Source organism: Pseudonocardia yuanmonensis (assembly GCF_039542425.1).
Taxonomy (GTDB): Bacteria; Actinomycetota; Actinomycetes; order Mycobacteriales; family Pseudonocardiaceae; genus Pseudonocardia; species Pseudonocardia yuanmonensis.
In genome coordinates, this window is record NZ_BAABIC010000003.1 from 364863 (window position 1) to 382020 (window position 17158).

General features: G+C 73.8%; 16 protein-coding genes. 11 read left to right on the plus strand and 5 right to left on the minus strand.

The features are described from left to right. Positions 1-2: 2 nt before the first annotated feature. The 3 genes from ABD990_RS06355 to ABD990_RS06365 form a co-directional block, all read right to left on the minus strand. On the minus strand, positions 3-1313 hold the full coding sequence (locus tag ABD990_RS06355; RefSeq protein ID WP_345378975.1) for an MFS transporter: 1311 nt from the start codon (positions 1311-1313) through the stop codon (positions 3-5). 94 nt (positions 1314-1407) lie between these two features. Beyond that, positions 1408-1635, minus strand: coding sequence for a ferredoxin (locus ABD990_RS06360; protein ID WP_345378977.1), 228 nt, complete (start codon positions 1633-1635; stop codon positions 1408-1410). Continuing rightward, the gene (locus tag ABD990_RS06365) at positions 1632-2843 is read right to left on the minus strand and encodes a cytochrome P450 (RefSeq protein WP_345378979.1); all 1212 of its coding nucleotides are present in this window, start codon (positions 2841-2843) and stop codon (positions 1632-1634) included. The genes ABD990_RS06360 and ABD990_RS06365 overlap by 4 nt, the downstream gene beginning before the upstream one ends. 177 nt (positions 2844-3020) lie before the next feature. On the opposite strand from ABD990_RS06365, the gene ABD990_RS06370 reads away from it, so the two are divergent. The 9 genes from ABD990_RS06370 to ABD990_RS06410 all read left to right on the plus strand — a co-directional run bounded on the left by ABD990_RS06370 (position 3021) and on the right by ABD990_RS06410 (position 11474). After that, the gene (locus tag ABD990_RS06370; protein WP_345378981.1) at positions 3021-4238 is read left to right on the plus strand and encodes a cytochrome P450; all 1218 of its coding nucleotides are present in this window, start codon (positions 3021-3023) and stop codon (positions 4236-4238) included. After that, the gene (locus ABD990_RS06375) at positions 4235-4522 is read left to right on the plus strand and encodes a hypothetical protein (RefSeq protein WP_345378982.1); all 288 of its coding nucleotides are present in this window, start codon (positions 4235-4237) and stop codon (positions 4520-4522) included. The genes ABD990_RS06370 and ABD990_RS06375 overlap by 4 nt, the downstream gene beginning before the upstream one ends. A 90-nt stretch (positions 4523-4612) precedes the next feature. After that, on the plus strand, positions 4613-6928 hold the full coding sequence (locus ABD990_RS06380; protein WP_345378983.1) for a xanthine dehydrogenase family protein molybdopterin-binding subunit: 2316 nt from the start codon (positions 4613-4615) through the stop codon (positions 6926-6928). 1 nt (position 6929) lies between these two features. Continuing rightward, positions 6930-7505, plus strand: coding sequence for a (2Fe-2S)-binding protein (locus ABD990_RS06385; RefSeq protein WP_345378984.1), 576 nt, complete (start codon positions 6930-6932; stop codon positions 7503-7505). Between the two features lie 58 nt (positions 7506-7563). Next, entirely contained in the window at positions 7564-8406 is an 843-nt protein-coding gene (locus ABD990_RS06390) for an SDR family NAD(P)-dependent oxidoreductase (protein ID WP_345378985.1), read from the plus strand. 38 nt (positions 8407-8444) lie between these two features. Further along, on the plus strand, positions 8445-9725 hold the full coding sequence (locus ABD990_RS06395; RefSeq protein WP_345378986.1) for a cytochrome P450: 1281 nt from the start codon (positions 8445-8447) through the stop codon (positions 9723-9725). Next, the gene (locus ABD990_RS06400) at positions 9722-10225 is read left to right on the plus strand and encodes a nuclear transport factor 2 family protein (protein ID WP_345378987.1); all 504 of its coding nucleotides are present in this window, start codon (positions 9722-9724) and stop codon (positions 10223-10225) included. The genes ABD990_RS06395 and ABD990_RS06400 overlap by 4 nt, the downstream gene beginning before the upstream one ends. Positions 10226-10288: 63 nt before the next feature. Then, on the plus strand, positions 10289-10714 hold the full coding sequence (locus ABD990_RS06405) for a hypothetical protein (RefSeq protein WP_345378988.1): 426 nt from the start codon (positions 10289-10291) through the stop codon (positions 10712-10714). An 85-nt stretch (positions 10715-10799) separates the two neighbouring features. Continuing rightward, the gene (locus tag ABD990_RS06410; RefSeq protein WP_345378989.1) at positions 10800-11474 is read left to right on the plus strand and encodes a DUF6766 family protein; all 675 of its coding nucleotides are present in this window, start codon (positions 10800-10802) and stop codon (positions 11472-11474) included. Positions 11475-11501: 27 nt separating this feature from the next. Here ABD990_RS06410 and ABD990_RS06415 read toward each other — a convergent pair whose 3' ends face one another. Next, positions 11502-13208, minus strand: a complete 1707-nt coding sequence (locus ABD990_RS06415; RefSeq protein ID WP_345378990.1) for a helix-turn-helix domain-containing protein — start codon at positions 13206-13208, stop codon at positions 11502-11504. Positions 13209-13623: 415 nt separating this feature from the next. Then, positions 13624-14823 (minus strand): cytochrome P450, encoded by a 1200-nt coding sequence (locus tag ABD990_RS06420; protein WP_345378991.1) that lies wholly within the window; start codon positions 14821-14823, stop codon positions 13624-13626. 132 nt (positions 14824-14955) lie between these two features. Here ABD990_RS06420 and ABD990_RS06425 point away from each other — a divergent pair, with 132 nt between their 5' ends. Continuing rightward, positions 14956-16065, plus strand: coding sequence for an Rv3169 family protein (locus ABD990_RS06425; RefSeq protein WP_345378992.1), 1110 nt, complete (start codon positions 14956-14958; stop codon positions 16063-16065). Then, positions 16062-17120 (plus strand): aminoglycoside phosphotransferase family protein, encoded by a 1059-nt coding sequence (locus ABD990_RS06430; RefSeq protein WP_345378993.1) that lies wholly within the window; start codon positions 16062-16064, stop codon positions 17118-17120. The genes ABD990_RS06425 and ABD990_RS06430 overlap by 4 nt, the downstream gene beginning before the upstream one ends. Positions 17121-17158 lie beyond the last annotated feature (38 nt).

A 17158-nucleotide genomic window follows, 5' to 3' on the forward strand; every position in this document is an offset into this window, starting at 1 on the left:
CCCTACTCCGTCCGGAGCGGCCGGCCCGCCGTCTCCCGGAGCCGCAGCACCGCCGGCAGCGAGACCACCGCAAGGATCATCACGTAGAACGCGCCGACGAGGCTGCTGCCCGTCACCGCGCCCAGCCAGGTCAGCAGGTACGGGGCCGACCCGCCGAACAGGGCCACGGACAGGTTGTAGGTGATCCCGTGGCCGCTGACCCGCACCCGTGTCGGGAACATCTCGGTGAGCGTCGAGTTGGTGACGGCCGCGTAACCGCCGGCGAGCAGGCCGAACACCACGAGCCCGACCGCGATCAGCCCGAACGAGCCGGACGTGATCAGCAGGAACGACGGGTACGACAGGACCAGCAGCCCCACCCCGGAGACCAGCAGCACGGTGCGCCGGCCGATCCGGTCCGACCACCAGGCCCCGAGCACCTCGGCGACCAGGCACGCCGTGAGGGCGATCAGTGACGGCGCGAAGGCCTGGTAGCCGGTCAGCTGCAGGCTCTTGGACGCGAAGGACGGCAGGTAGCCCACGATCATGTAGAACGAGGCCGCGTTCACCGCGATGAGCAGGAAGGACCGGACGAGCAGGCGGCGGTTCTCCCCGCCGCGCAGCGCCGCCCCGACCGGGTTGGCCGCCCGCGCCCGCTCCTCGCGCAGCGCCGTGAAGTGCGGCGTCTCGTCGAGCCGGCGCCGGATGTAGAGGCCGATCACGCCCATCGGCAGGGCGAGCAGCAGCGGGAGGCGCCAGCCCCACGCCTGCATGGCCTCCGTCGACAGGGTGAGCAGCAGGATCCCGGGGAACACGCTGCCCAGCAGGGTGCCGACGACCGAGCCGACCGAGATCAGGCCGACGTAGAGGCCGCGGCGGTGCACCGGCGAGTGCTCGGCGATGAAGGACACCGCGCCGGAGATCTCGCCGCCCGCGGACACGCCCTGCAGGAAGCGCAGCACGATCAGCAGGACCGGCGCGGCGACGCCGATCGTGGCGTAGCCGGGCAGCACGCCCATCAGCGTGGTCGCGACCGACATCAGGATCACGGTCAGCGCGAGCGTGCGCTTGCGCCCGATCCGGTCCCCGACCGCGCCCCACACGAAGCCGCCGAGCGGCCGGGCGAAGAACGCGACGGCGAAGACCGCGAGGGAGGACAGCAGGCCCGTCGCCGGGTCGGCCGCGGGGAAGAAGACCGCCGCGAGCGTGGCCGCGAGCACCGCGTAGACCGAGAACTCGTAGAACTCCACGAAGGAGCCCACGACCCCGCCGAGGACGGTGCGGCGGACGGCGCGGCTCGTGGTCCGGTCGACCTCGGGCACGGTTCTGGTCACGGTCGGCTCCCGGTGACGTCGTCGTCGTGACGGGGGCACCCGTCGGAGCGACGTTAGAAAGCTGACGACGCTCCTGTCAACGGCCGGTCACGCCCTACCCGAAGACGTCGACCTCCTCGCCCGTGTCCGCGTCGTGGACCAGCAGGGCCCCCGACGGGCAGGCACGGGCGAGGTCGAGCGCGCGCTCGTCGGCCGGCTGCGGGGCCCCGGGTACGGGCTCGGCGATCTCGTCGGCGTCGAAGCGGAAGAGGTCGGGCGCGTCGGCGACACACCTCCCGGAGCTGATGCACACCTCCGGGTCCACCGAGACGCGGTAGCTCATCGGTCTCCTCCCAGCAGGACGGGGTAGGTGCCCCAGTACGGCCGGGCGGTCGCGGTGTCGCGCCGGGGCGGGGTCGCCGGGTCGCGCCGCACACCGGCGGCGAACAGCTGCCCGACCGCGCCGGTGACCAGCCCGAACAGGTGGGCGTCCGGATCGGCGCCGCCGCGGGCGACCACGCCCGCGGCCAGGTCCTGACCGATGCACACGTGCATGCCCGCGGCGAAGCTGAGCCCGAACGGCGCCACGCCGGGCGGCACCGCACGGTCCGGGTCGAACTCCGCGGCGTCGGGCCCGAAGACGGTGACGTCCCGGTTGACCGCGTGCAGGTCGATCACCACCGTGGCGCCCTCGGGGATCTCCACGCCGGACCGCAGCCGGACCGGGGCGAGCGCCCGTCGTCGCCCCACAGGGCTCGACGGGTTCAGCCGCACCGTCTCGTGCACGCACCGCTGCAGGAACAGCGGATCGGCGACCCGCGCCCGCTCGTCCGGCCGCGTCTCGAGCCGGTCGAGCAGGTGGTCGACGGTCCGCACGAAGGCCGTGGCGCTGGTGTGGCCGCCCGCGAGCAGGAAGAACGCGACCTCGCGGCGGATCACGTGGTGCGGCAGCCCGAGCTCGTCCTCGTGGCGCAGCAGGGTGGCCAGGACGTCCCGCGGCAGCTCCTCCCCCGCCGCCAGCAGCGCCCGCCGCCGCGCGATCGAGGGGGCCAGGAACTCGGCGTCCCAGTCCTCGAGGGCCTGCGCGACGGCCGCCGCCTCCGCCGCCCGGTCGCCGGTGGAGTGCGCGAGGGTGGCGCCCTGGATGAAGCGCATCATGTAGGCGTAGAGCCGGGCGGTCTCCTCCGCCGTGCCCTCGGGCCGGTCGACGCCCGCGGTCAGCGCGGCCAGGTTGAGCATCAGCTCGTGGCCGAGGTGCACGAGGTCGACCCCGCCGCGCTCGACGTAGGGCTGCAGCGTGCGCGCGACGACCCCCGGGAACAGCTCCCGCTCGTAGCGCTCGAAGACCTCGCGGCGGAACATCCGGTTCTCCACCCGCCGCCGGTCGCGGTGCTCGCGGCCGTGCAGGTTGACCAGGACGTCGGCCATCACGACCTCGCCCTCGTCGTAGAGCGACTGGCGCAGCTCGGCGCTGCGGTAGGCCTCCTTGGCGTCGGCGAAGGAGGTCAGCGTGACCACCGTCCCGCCCTCGGTCACCGTCGGTGCGCTCATGGTCCCTCCCGGACGCCGTCGGCCTGCCCCGGACAGTAGTCGTTAGCCCTCTGACGTCAACCGCGCCGCCGCGCCCCGCGTCGTCCGCTGCCCGGCGCCGCGACCGTAGACGTCGGTCCGGCCGCGTTGCTAGCGTCGCTAGAACTGTCACGACGCAGGGACGCAACGAGGCGGAGCATGCAGACGATCACGCTCGACCGGTACGCCGACGTGCGCGAGGCCTACCGGCAGCACGACCTGGAGCAGGCCCTCTACGACGCCGGCGGGGTCGTGATGGCGGACTGCCTGCTCGTGCTGCACGGCGCGGACCACCGCCGGCGCCGCCGGGTGGAGAACCGGTTGTTCCGCCGCGGCACGTTCCGGTACTGGGAGCGGGCGTTCCTGCGCGACGTGGTGCAGGAGACCCTGGCCCCCTTCGCCGCCGCGGGCCGGGCCGACCTCCTGGAGCTCGGCTACCGCACGATCATGAACCTCACCGCGATGGTCGCCGGGCTGGACAAGCCGACGGGGAGCACGGCGGAGACCGATGCCGCGGTCGACGCGCTCTACCGCTTCGCGAAGAAGTTCTCCGAGGGCGCCACCCTGGTCCACACCACCCGTGACCCGGAGGAGGTCCGGGCGGAGGTCGCCGCGGCCCTCGAGGAGTTCGACGCACTGTTCCTCCAGCCGTCGATCGAGCGCCGGGAGGCCCTGCTCACGCAGCTCGCGGCCGGCGGGATCACCGAGGACGACCTGCCGAGGGACGTGCTCACCGCGCTGCTGCGCAACCGGGACGAACTCGGGATCGACCGGGACGTGCTGCGCCGCGAGTGCGCCTTCTACCTGCAGGCGGGCTCGCACTCCACCGCCGACGCGTTCACCCACGCCGCGGACGACTGGTTCGCCTGGGCCGGCCGGGAGCCCGCGGCGGCGGAGAAGGCCCGGCACGATCCGTCGCTCCTGCAGCGCTGCGTGTACGAGACCCTGCGCCTGCACCCTGCCAGCCCGGTGGCGCAGCGCCGCGCGCTCGCCCCGATCAGCCTGCGCGGCGGGATCGAGATCCCGGAGGGCTCGTTCGTCGTCCTCGACATCGCGGCGGCCAACCGGGACCCGCAGGTCTTCGACCGGCCCGAGGTCTACGACCCGCTGCGCGAGGTGCCCCCGGACGTCCCGCGCTGGGGCCACGCCTTCGGCGGGGGCATGCACGCCTGCATCGGCACCGAACTGGCGGGCGGTGTGCCGGCGCCCGAGGGGCACCCGGTGAGCGAGTCCGAGCGGGTGCTCGGCACCGTCACCCTCATGCTCGAGGCGCTGCTCGCCGCGGGCGGCCGGCCCGATCCGGACGCCGCCCCGCAGCGGGACCCGCACTCCGCGCGGGACCACTTCGCGCGCTACCCGGTGGTCCTCGGGGGATGACCCCGCACCCCCGTCCGGCGATCTCGCTAGGCGGCTACGCGGCCACGGTCTACTCGCGCCCGGTCACCGTCGGCGCCGACGAGGACGCGTACGTCCAGGTCGCGGGCGACACCGACGCCGTCGTGGTCGGGTTCCGCGGGGTGCTCGCCGCGCTGGTCGGCCGGCCGGACGTCCACCTCGCCCCTGCGGCTGCTCTTCCCCGAGCCGCCGGACGTCCAGGTGGAGCGGCTCGCTCTCGCCGCGATCGCGGGTTGATCCTTGCCGTCGGGACGGAGCGACGTTAGGTTCCTAACGTCCACTCGGCGTGACCGGGAGCACATGGTCCGCTCCATCCACCATACGGCCGGTAGGCAGCAGGACGAGGAGGTCCGCACATGGGATCCATGGTCGGCGCGGCGGTGGTCCGCAAGGAGGACCCGGCCCTGCTCACCGGGCGCGGCACGTACGTCGACGACGTCCGGCTCCCCGGCACCGTGCACATGGCGTACGTGCGCTCCTTCCTCGCACACGCCCGCATCCTGTCGATCGACACCGGCGAGGCGGCGGCGATGCCCGGTGTCCTGGGCGTGTGGACGAACGCGGACCTGGAGGGCCTGCCGCCGAACCGGTCGGTTCCCGGGATGGAGCGGCCGTGCCTGGCGAAGGACCGGGTGCACTTCGTGGGCGAGTGCGTCGCCGTCGTCGTCGCCACCGACCGCTACCTCGCCGCCGACGCGGCTGAGGCCGTCCACGTCGAGTACGAGGAACTGCCGGTGATGGCGTCGATCGCGGCCGCGACCGCCGAGGACGCCGTGCCGATCATCGACGGGACCACGTCCAACGTCGTGCTCGAGCAGGTCCTGTCGGCCACGGACGCCGAGGAGGAGCTCGCCGCGGCCCCGCACCGGCTCGCGATCCACCTGCGCAACCAGCGCTGCGCCGCCGTGCCGATGGAGCCGACAGTCTGCCTCTCGGACTGGCAGAACTCCGGCCTCACGATCTACGCCACCACGCAGACCCCGCACCACATGCGCAACGAGATGGCCCAGCTGTTCGGGCTGTCCCAGCAGGAGGTCCGGGTCGTCGCGCCGGACGTCGGCGGCGGGTTCGGCGCCAAGGCCTCCTGCTACCCGGAGTTCATCCTCACCGCGGAGCTGTCCCGGCGGCTGCGGCGTCCGGTCAAGTACCTCGAGACCCGTAGCGAGAACATGACCTCGATGGTCCACGGCCGGGCCCAGGAGCACGACGTCGAGGTCGGCTTCGACGACCACGGCCGGCTGCTCGCCCTGCGCGTGCGGATCACCCAGGACTGCGGCGGCTGGCCCGACGCCACGGGCATCGGGCTGCCCACGTTGACCTCGTTCATGTCCGGCGGCTGCTACAAGATCCCGGTCATCGCGCCGAGCTTCCGGTCGGTCGTCACCAACACGACCCCGGTCGGCTCGTACCGCGGCGCCGGCCGCCCGGAGGCCTCGTTCATGATCGAGCGGGTGGTCGACCACGTCGCCGCCGAGCTCGGTCTGGACCCGCTGGAGGTGCGGCGGCGCAACTTCGTCCAGCCCGGCGAGATGCCCTTCGCCACCCAGTTCGAGGGCATCGTCTACGACGAGGCGGACTTCCCGGGCGCGCTCGACAAGCTCCTCGAGCACGTCGACTACCCGATGCTGCGCAAGGAGCAGGCCACCCGGCGGGAGGACCCGTCCGCGCCGCTGCTCGGGATCGGATTCTCCACGTTCGTCGAGATGGGCGGCTTCGGCCCCACGCCGCTGTTCGAGCAGTTCGGCTACGTCGGCGGCTGGGAGTCCGCCAACGTCCGGCTCAACGTCGACGGCTCCGCGGTGATCAAGGTCGGCACCAGCCCGCACGGCCAGGGCCACCAGACGGCGTTCGCCCAGATCGTGGCGGACGAGCTGCAGATCGACTTCGACCGGATCACCCTGATCCACGGCGACACGGCCACCGTGCAGGAGGGCATCGGCACGATGGGCAGCCGCGGCGTGCCCGTCGGCGGCTCCGCCGTGATGAAGGCCGCGATCAAGGTCCGGGAGAAGGCGGCGCGCATCGCCGCGCACATGCTCGAGGCGGACGAGTCCGATGTCGAGCTGGTCGACGGCGCGTTCCGGGTCAAGGGCGCCCCCGGCAAGGCGGTGGGCACGGGCGAGGTCGCGGTGCGGGCGTTCAAGCCCCACCTGCTGCCCGACGGCTTCGACCTCGGCCTCGACGAGACGGCCTTCCACGAGCCGCAGAACCTCTCCTACCCGTCCGGCGCGCACTGCTGCGTGGTCGAGGTCGACCGCGAGACCGGCAAGGTGCGGATCGCCCGGTACGTCGCCGTCGACGACTGCGGCACGGTGATCAACCCGCTGATGGCCAAGGGGCAGATCCACGGCGGCGTCGCGCAGGGCATCGCCCAGGCGCTGCTCGAGGAGGTCTCGTACGGGCCGGACGGTCAGCCGCTGGCCGGCACGCTCGTCGACTACACCCTGCCCAGCGCCGTCGACCTCCCCCACTACGAGACCGACCACCTCGTCACGAGGACCAGCTTCAACCCGCTCGGCGCCAAGGGCCTCGGCGAGTCGGGCGCGACCGCCGCGCCGCAGGCCGTGGTCAACGCGGTGGTCGACGCGCTGTCCCACCTCGGCGTCCGGCACGTCGAGATGCCGTGCACCCCGCAGAAGGTCTGGCGGGTCCTCCAGCAGAACGGGAGCTGACATGTCCCACCACAAGGTCCGGATCACGGTCAACGGCACCGTCGGCGAGGACGAGATCGAGTCCCGCCTGCTGCTGGTGCACTACCTGCGCGAGACCCGCGGGCTCACCGGCACCCACGTCGGCTGCGACACCTCCAACTGCGGCGCCTGCACCGTGATGCTCGACGGGCGGACCGTCAAGTCGTGCACCGTGCTGGCGGTGGCGGCCGACGGCGCCGAGATCCTCACCGTCGAGGGGCTGGCCGGCAGCGGCGAGCTGTCCCCGGTGCAGGAGGGCTTCCGGCAGTGCCACGGCCTGCAGTGCGGCTACTGCACGCCCGGCATGGTCATGGCCGCGACCGGGCTGCTGCTGGAGAACGAGGCGCCGGACGACACGGAGATCCGCGAGGGGATCGAGGGCAACCTCTGCCGCTGCACCGGCTACGACATGATCGTCGACTCCGTCCGGTGGGCGGCGGCGAACGGCGGTCCGGGCGAGGCCGCCGAGCGGCACGCTCACGGCCGCGGCGTCCCGGTCTCGGACGAGGCCGCTCCCGCGCCGTCGGGCACGCAGCCGGCCCCCGTCGTCACACCCTGACACCCCCTCGCACCCCGGACACCCCCTGACGTCCACCACCACCACCGAGGAGGACCTCATGGCCGCCGTCCTGCGCGGACTCGAGGGCAAGAACGTGCTGATCACCGGCGCGGCGAAGGGCCAGGGCTTCAGCCACGCGAAGGCCTTCGCCGACGCCGGCGCCGACATCGCCGCCCTCGACATCACCGAGCCGATCACGGACATCTACCCGCTCGCCACCGCGCAGATGCTCGAGGACACGGTGCGGGCGATCGAGGACAAGGACCGGCGGGTGATCCCGCTGCCGTGCGACATCCGGGACGAGTCCCAGGTCGAGAGCGCCGTGGCCAAGGCGTTGGACTTCTTCGACGGGCGGATCGACATCCTGGTGTGCAACGCCGGCGTCGCCGCGCTGGACTCGATCCAGGGGATGCGCTCGCACGTCATGGACGCCGTGATCGACACGATCGTCAAGGGGCACATGTACGTGGCGAAGTACGTGGTCCCGAACATGATCGGGCGGGGCTCCGGCAAGATCGTCAACATCTCGTCCGGCGTCACCGGCTCCGGGCACGCGCAGCTGTCCCACTACGTGGCCGCCAAGCACGCGATCGAGGGCCTGACCTCGGCGTGGGCCTTCGAGCTCGCCGAGTTCGGGATCAACGTCAACTGCATTGCGCCCGCCACCATCCGGCCGGGCGAGGGCCAGGGCTCCGGCATGGTGCTGGGGCTCGCGGGCGAGGTCGACATGACCCCCGACGCCGCCTACGAGATGTTCTCCGCCGCCGGCAACATGCCCGGCCCGAAGTGGCGCACCGAGGTGCAGCACATCACGGACGCGGTGCTCTTCCTGGCGTCGGACAACGCCGACCAGATCACCGGTCACGTCCTGCGCGTCGACGCGGGACAGGGAGCCAAGTAGCAGACACCGCCACCGGACACCGTCGTCGGGGGACGCACATGACCACCACGGAGAAGAGACCGACCAAGCCCGTCTTCGACCAGGACCAGGAGGCGATGCGCTGCCCCTATCCGCACTACGCGGAGCTGCGGCGCACCGCCCCCGTCTACCACGACCCGGAGTACGACATCTACGTCGTGACCCGGCACGCGGACATCGAGAAGGTCAACACCCAGCCGCGGTTGTTCTCCAACCAGAACCCGATGGGGCCGACGGTGTCGGGGGCGATCGCCGCGATCACCCGGGCGATGACGGACGTGACCCCGGAGTTCGCGGAACGGGTCCGGGTGGTGATGAGCCGGGGCGACGTGCTGTTCACCCAGGACCCGCCGCACCACAGCCGGCACCGGCGGATCCTGAACAAGGCGCTGACCCCGCGCTCCGTGGCGCGCATCGAGCCGCAGATCCGGGCGATGTGCCACGCGCTGGTGGACCGGTTCGCCGCGGACGGGCAGGTCGACCTCGTCCCGGCCTTCTGCTCCCCCGCCCCGATCCACGCACTGGCGACCCTGCTCGGGGTGCCGGTGGAGAACTCCACGGACTTCCGCCGCTGGGCGGACGCGATCAACTCCACGATCGGCACGTCCATGACGGACGAGCAGCTGCTCGCCACGCTCGAGACGCAGATCGAGTTCTGGACGTTCTTCGAGAACGAGGTGGAGGACCGCCGGCAGCACCCGACGGACGACCTCATCACCGCCGTCGTCCAGGCCCGCAACGAGGGGGACGCACCGCTCACGCCCAACGAGATGGTCGGGTTCTTCAGCCAGCTCATCGGGGCCGGCGCGGACACGACCACCAAGCAGATCTCCTCCTTCATGCTGATGCTCTGCGAGGACCCGGCCCTGATGGCCCGGCTCCGTGAGCACCCCGAGGACCTGCCGCGGTGCCTCGAGGAGGGCCTGCGGTTGGAGTCGCCGGTGCAGGGGCTGTTCCGGGTGGCGACGGCGGACACCGAGCTGGGCGGCGTGCCGATCCCGGCCGGCGCGCACGTGTGGGTCGTCTACGCCTCCGGCAACCGGGACGACGCCGTCTTCGACCGCCCGGACGAGTTCGACCCCGGGCGCGAGAAGCTGCGGTCCCACCAGGCCTTCGGCCACGGGCCGCACTCCTGCATCGGGGCGCCGCTGGCCCGGGCGGTCTCGCGGATCGGGTTCGAGGTCCTGCTGGAGCGGCTCGATGACATCCGGCTCGCGGAGCCCGGGTTCGTCCCCCGCTACGACCCGAGCTACGTCATGCACGGGATGCAGTCGCTGCCGCTCACCTTCCGGGCCCGATGAGCCCCGACCTCGCCGCCGAGCTCGCGGAGCTGCGCCGGAGGGTCGACGTCCTGGAGTCGCAGGACGCGATCCGCCGGCTGCGCAACCGCTTCCACGACTTCGTCAACACCGACCGGTGGGCGGAGATCGGCGGGCTGTTCACCGAGGACGCCGAGCTGGACTACGACTACCTCGGGAAGGCCTCGGGCCGGGCCGCGGTCGGGGAGTTCTTCGGCCGGATCCCGGAGCTGCTCCCGGCGGACGACGGGGCGCCCTTCGTGCGGCAGTTCCTGCACGGTCACTCGGTCGAGGTCACCGGTGACGAGGCGACCGGCACCAGCCACCTGCTCGCCACCCCGATCTACCACGGCACGAGCTTCCTGTTCTCCGGGCGCTTCGCCGACACCTACGCCCGGGTCGGCGGCGAGTGGCTCTTCTCCTCCGTACGACTGCAGATCTGGTACTCGGTCCCGCTCGCCGAGGGGTGGGCGACTCCGGACAGGCATCGGATGGCGCTCTAGCCTGCGGATCCACCGTTCGGCGACGACCTGTTTGGACTCCTCCGATTCGGTAACACCGGTCCGGTGAGGAGACTGGCGGCGGCGAGGGGCGGGCCGATCCGGGTCGCGTCGGCGTTGCCGGTCGCCCTCGTGGCGCCGCTGCTGCTGGCCGGCTGCGGCACGGTCTCCTCCGGCGCGGAGACCGTCGCCCGGCAGTTCGTCGACGCGTCGGCGGCCGGCGACGTCCGGACCGAGTGCGCCCTGCTCGCCCCCGCGACCCGGGACACGCTCGAGCACCAGCGTGGCGGGCCGTGCGAGACGGAGCTGGGCCCGCTCGCGCTGCCGCGGGGCACGGTCGTCGGGGCCGAGGAGTGGTCCGACCGGGCGCAGGTCCGGACGACGGCGGACACGCTCTTCCTGACCCGGACGTCCGAGGGCTGGCGGATCGCCGCGGCGGGCTGCGTCCCGCGCGGCGAGGCCCCCTACGTGTGCACGGTGGAGGGGCCGTGAACGGGACACGCGCGATCTTCACGGCGTACCTGCTGCTCATCGGCCTGTGGCTGGCATGGGTGACGGTCGCGGGGGTGCTGCACCGATGAAGCGCTTCCTGCGGGACAACGGGCTGAGCCTGGCCTTCGGGCTCGCCTTCCTGCTCACCCTGGGCGGGCAGGCGCTGGCGGGCTACGCGGACTTCACCCAGCAGCAGGTCGCGTCGGGCGGCGAGGCCGTCGGCCTTGCGACCTACGTGACGTCGTCGAGCTTCGGGGTGGACGTCGCCGAGAACTGGCAGTCCGAGTACCTGCAGTTCTTCCTCTACACCATGGCGACGGTGTGGCTGCTGCAGCGCGGCTCGCCGGAGTCGAAGCCGCTCGGTGACGCGGGCCGGGAGTCCGACGAGGAGCAGGCCGTGGGCCGGTACGCCCCGGACGGCGCCCCTCCCGCCGCCGAGGCCGGCGGCGTGCGCACCCTCCTGTACTCCCGCTCGCTCGGCCTGGTCGTCGGACTCGTGTTCCTCGCCTCCTGGACCGCGCAGTCCGTCGCGGGCTGGGCCGCCTTCAACGCCGAGCAGCTCGCGGACCGCCAGGACCCGGTGTCCTGGACCGGCTACCTCGGCGAGCCGGACTTCTGGAACCGGACGCTGCAGAACTGGCAGTCCGAGCTGCTCGCGGTGGGGTCCTTCGCCGTGCTGGCGGTGTTCCTGCGCGAGCGCGGGTCCCCCGAGTCGAAGCGGGTGGGCGCGCCGCACGACGCGACCGCCGACACCGGCTGAGCGACCGTCCGGCGACGAGCTGCCTGGTCACACCACGCCGTGCAGCAGGTGCCACGCCCGGGTCGCCACGTGCAGGTTCAGCCGGGTGTCGACGGCGCCCAGGTCGTGCCCGCTGATCTCCCTGATCCGCCGGAGCCGGTAGCGCAGCGTGCTGCGGTGGATGACCAGGGCGCGGGCGGTGGCGTCGTAGTTGCCGCCCTGCTCCAGGTACTGCCACACGGTGCGGACCAGCTCGGACCCGCTGGTGGTGTCGTAGTCGAGGAGCGACCCGAGCCACTCCCGGACGTACCCGCGGACCTCGCGGTCGTCGCCGTCGACCGTGAGCACGCGGTAGATGCCCAGGTCCTCGTAGCGGGTCACCCCGCTCGGCCGGCCCGAGCCGAGGCGCACGGTGAGCGCGCGCCGCGCCTCCTGGTAGGAGCGGGCGAGACCGGCCGGGTCGCGGCACACCGCGCCGACGCCGATCGCACCGCCGTCGCCGCGGACCCGGTCGACCACCGCCCGGTGCAGCTCCTCCCACGGGCACCGCCCGTTCGGCTCCTCCGGCTCCGGGGCCACCAGCACCACCCCGTCCGGGCGCCGGGCCAGCAGGACGGTCGCCCCGAGGGCGGCCCGGGTGGCGTGCTCGACGGCGCGGACCAGGCCCTCCTCGGCGTCCTCGGCGGGCCAGCTCAGCACGAGGACGCGGTGCGGGCTCGCGAGGTCGTGCCCGAGGGCCTCGGCCCGCGCCCGTGCACCGACGGCGTCCGTGCCGGCGAGCAGGTCGTCGACGAGGTCGCGGCGCAGCCGCAGCTCGGTCTCCACCAGGTTCCGCTGGTGGCTGAGCTCGACGGTCAGCATCAGCGCGCCGTGCTGCAGGACGAAGGTCTCGTACTCTCCCGCCCGGCCGTCGGGATCGACGAGCGCCAGCACGCCCAGCACCTCGTCCCGCGGGCGGGCCACGGCGACCAGCCGGTCCCGGTCGCGGACGGGCCGGGGGCTGCGGCAGGCCTCGTCCAGCAGCGCGGTGCGCCGCCGGCGCACGGTGCGCGGCGGGTTCTCCGGCCGGCCCGGCCCCGCCCACGCCCGCAGCCCGCCGAAGGCGTCCTCGACCGCCACCGGCATGCCCGTCAGTCGGTGCACCTCCGCCGCGATGCCGGCCTCGCCCGTCTCGGCGGCCACCGCACCGGCCAGGCGCTCGTGGGCCTCCCGTCGGCGTTGCAGGTCCAGGACCACGGCCGCGAGCTGCTCGTTCGTCACGCCCGGCGACCCGCCGGCCCGCCCCCGCTCCTTCGCCGCGGTCCGCTCACGACGGCGCAGCTGTGCGGTGGTGAGCGCGAGCCCGGTCTGCTGCACGAGGATCCGCAGGACCGCGAGATCCTCCCGGGAGGGCTCGTGCGCGCAGTGCACCACCAGGTGCCCCACGGGCCGGTCCCGTGCGCACAGGGGGTAGGCCGTGGCCCACGGCGCCCCGGCCTCGGCGGACACCCGGCCGTCGGCGCCGCCGAACTCGGTCGGGCGCGCGACCGGGCCGGGCTCGGGCACGCGGCCGTCCGGGGAGCGGACGGCCGCGTGTCCGTCGCCGGCCGGCGCGGCGACCGCGGTGCACGAGGTCAGCGCCTCGGCCGCGGCCGCCGCCCGGCACATGATCTCGCCGTCGTCGAGGAGCTCCGCCATCGCCGAGGACACGGCGAGGAGTCGACGGAGGTTCGCGTTCTCCCGGCGCAACGCCCGCTCGGTCCGGCAGCCTGGCATCTCGCTCTCCTCACCACCACGACGCCTGGGTCTACCCCCGGGCATGCGATCCATGCGCCGGCGTCGCCCGGCGAGCGGTGTACGCCAGGGTCCCCTCCGGCACCCCGTCCCGGCGGGGTGAGGCCCCCGAGGGTGTTTGGCGTCACCGGGCCGGTTCCCGGTCGCGGCCGCCGGGGTCACTCTGGGTCCTACCGGGTGGCCGCGCCGGGGCCGCCGGAACACCGGTGAGGAGGTGGTGTCTGTCGAGATGCTCGCCAGGCAGCCAGGTAGGCGCCGGACGGCCGGGACGCCCCCCGCCCGTCCGGCGCCTCTGCCGTGGACCTGCCGTGCCGGGACGCGCGTCGACGGCGCTCCACCCTGCCCGGCACCGCACGATCAGCGGGATCAGCGCCGACCCGACCCGGGTCGGCGCTGATCAGCGCGGGACGAACCGCACCGGCATCCTCCGCGGACCGGTGATGAAGGTCGAGCGCTGCCACTTGACCGGGCCGGCCGGCTCGAGCCCCGGCAGCGCGAGGATCTCGCGGAGCATGGCGTCGATCTCCAGCCGGCCGACGTGCGCGCCGAGGCAGAAGTGCGGTCCGCCGCCGAAGGCGAGATGGTCGTTCGGTGTGCGCCGCAGGTCCAGCCGCTCCGGCTCGGGGAAGCGGGCGGGGTCCCGGTTGGCGGCGCCGTAGTAGAGGACGACCTTGTCCCCGGCGGCGATCTCCCGCCCGCCCAGCACGGTGTCGCGGGTGGCCCGCCGGCGCATGTAGACGACCGGGCTCACCCAGCGCAGCAGCTCCTCGACCGCGGTCGGCAGCAGCCCGTCCGGGTCGGCGCGCAGTTCCGTGAGCTGCTCGGGGTGCGCGAACAGCGCCTCCATCCCGCCGGCGACGAGGTTGCGGGTGGTGTCCCCGCCCGCGTCGATCAGCAGCAGGAAGTAGAGGGCGAAGTCGAGCTCGTCGAGCGGCCGGTCGCCGGCCGAGGCGTGCACGATCCGGCTCGCCAGGTCGTCGCCGGGGTGAGCGCGCTTGCGCTCCCACAGCTCGTGGGCGTGCCCGAACATCAGCTGGACTGCCTCGGCGCCGGTCGGCCCCGTCCGCCCGTCCTCCGGGCTGGCGTGGATCGCCTCGGTGAGGTCGTAGAGGGCCACCCCGTCGGCGTGCGGGATGTCCAGCAGCTCGGCGATCACGTACGACGGCATCAGCCCGGCGAGGTCGGTCACCAGGTCGCACTCCCCGCGGCCCTCGACCGCGCCCACGATCTCCCGCGCCAGCTCGGCGATGCGCGGCCGCAGCAGGCGCGCGGCCCGGGGCACGAAGTCGGCCGACGTGATGCGCCGCAGCCGCGTGTGGTCCGCGCCGTCGGCCATCAGCATCATCTTGTGCACGCCGTCGCCCGGCTCGAGCGGGTCCGCGATCATGATCGTCGGCTCCGACGAGAAGGTCTCCGCGTCCCGGCCGACCGCCCGCACGTCGGCGTACCGGGTCAGGGCCCAGAAGCCCGGCCCCCCGGGTTCGGCGTGCCGGTGCACCGGATCGTGCTCGCGCAGCCGGCGGTAGAGCTCGTGCGGGTGTCCCCCGGCGAACGCGTTCGGATCGAGCAGGTCCACAGGGGGTGACGTCGTCGGCACGTGATCGACGGTAACCGGCGCCGGCCGGCCGGAGAAGACCCTTTGATGCAGGTGTTTGACCGGGCGCGGCCGGGCTCGTAGCGTCGCGGACGGGCACGCCGCGACGGTGCGGCGTGGGGGAAGGCGGTCCGTGTGATCACGACGTTCGACGACTACCCGCTGCACCAGACGGCCGAGCCGGTCGCGGTGCCCGGCACGGGCGACCGGAACTACTACGACCGGTACTTCTTCAACGGCTACGACCCCGAGGGCGGCTTCTTCTTCGCCGTCGCGCTCGGCCTCTACCCGAACCGCCGGGTGGTCGACGCGTCGTTCAGCGTGCTCCACGCGGGGGTGCAGCGGTCGGTCCACTCCTCGGCCCGCGCCCCGCTCGACCGGGCCGCGGCGACCTCCGTGGGACCGATCGCCGTCGAGGTGGTCGAGCCGCTCCGGGTGCTGCGCGTCCGGGTCGACGCGCCCGAGCAGGGGCTCGCCGCGGACCTCGTGTTCCACGCCCGCACACCGGCCGTGGAGGAACCGCGCATCATCCGGCACACCGGCGTGACCGCGACGATGGACTACACCCGGCTGACGCAGTGGGGCACCTGGGAGGGCCGCTTCCGGAGCGGCGACGCGGAGCTGAGCTGCGCCGGGACGCCGGGGACGCGCGACCGGTCGTGGGGCGTCCGGGCCGTCGGCGAGCCGCCCGGCGGGGCGCCGCCCGCGGAGCCGCCGCAGTTCTTCTGGGTCTGGGCCCCGCTGCACCTCGACGACCACTGCACCCACCTCGCCCTGGTCGACGACGCCGAGGGCCGGCACGTCTACGAGAGCGCCTGCGTGGTGCCGTTGCTGCCCGGCGCCGACGAGTCCACCCCGCTCGACCACGCCCGCACCGCCGACGTCGAGATCGAGTGGGAGCCCGGGGCCCGGCTCGCCCGGGCGGCCACGCTGCGGACGGCGGGCTGGGACGGCAAGGAACGCACCACCCGCCTCACCCCGCTGCTGACCTTCCGGATGCGCGGCATCGGCTACTTCCACCCGGCGTGGGCGCACGGGGTGTGGCACGGCGAGCACGAGACCGGCGGCTCGGAGTGGCGAACCACGGACCTGGACCCGGCGGCGCCGGAGAACGTGCACGTGCAGCAGCTGGTGCGGGTGGACAGCGACGGCCGCACCGGGATCGGGGTGTTCGAGCACCTCGCGATCGGGCCGCACCGCCCGTCGGGTCTCACCGGCGCCTTCGACGCTCCGGGCGCGCGGTGAGCACCGCCGAGCTCCCCGCCCCGCTCGCCGATCCCGCCGCCGTCACCCCCGGGTGGCTGAGCGACGTGCTCGGCGCCGGAGCGCGGGTCACGGAGGTGCGCGCGGAGCGGATCGGGACCGGCCTGGTCGGGCAGAGCGTGCGGTTCCACCTGACGTGGGACGAGCCGGGCGCGGGGCCCGCGACGGTCGTCGGGAAGTTCCCGTCGCCGGACCCGAAGAGCCGCGAACGGGGCCGCACCGGCGGCGAGTACCTGCGCGAGGTGCGCTTCTACCAGCGCCTCGCCGGCGGGGCCGGCCTGCGGTTGCCGGCCTGCCACCTCGCGACGATCGACGAGGCGACCGGGGACTTCACACTGCTGCTCGCCGACCTCGCCCCGGCCCGCCAGGGCGACCAGCTCGCCGGCTGCACGCCCGACGAGGTCGCGGCGGTGCTGGCGGAGGCGGCGCGGCTGCACGCCGCCCACTGGGCCGATCCGCGGCTCGACGCCGAGGAGTGGCTGCGCCGGCCGCGCGCCGAGCGGGAGGGCACCGGCGCCCTGCTCACGCAGCTCTGGCCCGGCTTCCTCGACGCGTACGGGTCGGTGCTGCCGGCGGGTGGCGCCGAACTCGGCGCCCGTTTCGTCCGCGCCCTGCCGGCCTGGGCGGAGCGGGACACCGCCCCGCGTTGCCTCGCCCACGGCGACCTGCGCGTCGACAACGTGCTGTTCGGCACGGGGCGGCCCGTCGTCGTCGACTGGCAGACGGTGGGGCAGGCGAGCGCGGCGAGCGACGTCGCCTACCTGCTCGGCGCGAGCCTCACCGTGGCCGACCGGCGCGCCCACGAGGACACGTTGCTGGCCGGGTACCACCGCGAGCTCACCGCCCTCGGTGTGGACCACCCGCTCGACCGGCTGCGGGAGGACCACCGGCGCGCGACCTTGTGCGGGGTCGGCATGACGATCGGGGCGTCGATGCTGGTGGGCGTGGACGACCGAGGCCGCCGGATGTTCGCGACCATGGCCGAGCGGCACCTCACCCACGCCCTCGACCTCGGCGCGGAGGAGTTCCTCGGCTGATCACCTCGTCCTGAGCGCGCCCCCGCGCGGCCCGACAG

What these genes read in the sequence shown, in the direction of transcription:
- ABD990_RS06360 (WP_345378977.1), bottom strand. Translation starts at nt 1,635, where the DNA reads ATGAGCTACCGCGTCTCGGTGGACCCGGAGGTGTGCATCAGCTCCGGG.
- ABD990_RS06365 (WP_345378979.1), bottom strand. Translation starts at nt 2,843, where the DNA reads ATGAGCGCACCGACGGTGACCGAGGGCGGGACGGTGGTCACGCTGACC.
- ABD990_RS06370 (WP_345378981.1), top strand. Translation starts at nt 3,021, where the DNA reads ATGCAGACGATCACGCTCGACCGGTACGCCGACGTGCGCGAGGCCTAC.
- ABD990_RS06375 (WP_345378982.1), top strand. Translation starts at nt 4,235, where the DNA reads ATGACCCCGCACCCCCGTCCGGCGATCTCGCTAGGCGGCTACGCGGCC.
- ABD990_RS06380 (WP_345378983.1), top strand. Translation starts at nt 4,613, where the DNA reads ATGGGATCCATGGTCGGCGCGGCGGTGGTCCGCAAGGAGGACCCGGCC.
- ABD990_RS06385 (WP_345378984.1), top strand. Translation starts at nt 6,930, where the DNA reads ATGTCCCACCACAAGGTCCGGATCACGGTCAACGGCACCGTCGGCGAG.
- ABD990_RS06390 (WP_345378985.1), top strand. Translation starts at nt 7,564, where the DNA reads ATGGCCGCCGTCCTGCGCGGACTCGAGGGCAAGAACGTGCTGATCACC.
- ABD990_RS06395 (WP_345378986.1), top strand. Translation starts at nt 8,445, where the DNA reads ATGACCACCACGGAGAAGAGACCGACCAAGCCCGTCTTCGACCAGGAC.
- ABD990_RS06400 (WP_345378987.1), top strand. Translation starts at nt 9,722, where the DNA reads ATGAGCCCCGACCTCGCCGCCGAGCTCGCGGAGCTGCGCCGGAGGGTC.
- ABD990_RS06410 (WP_345378989.1), top strand. Translation starts at nt 10,800, where the DNA reads ATGAAGCGCTTCCTGCGGGACAACGGGCTGAGCCTGGCCTTCGGGCTC.
- ABD990_RS06415 (WP_345378990.1), bottom strand. Translation starts at nt 13,208, where the DNA reads ATGCCAGGCTGCCGGACCGAGCGGGCGTTGCGCCGGGAGAACGCGAAC.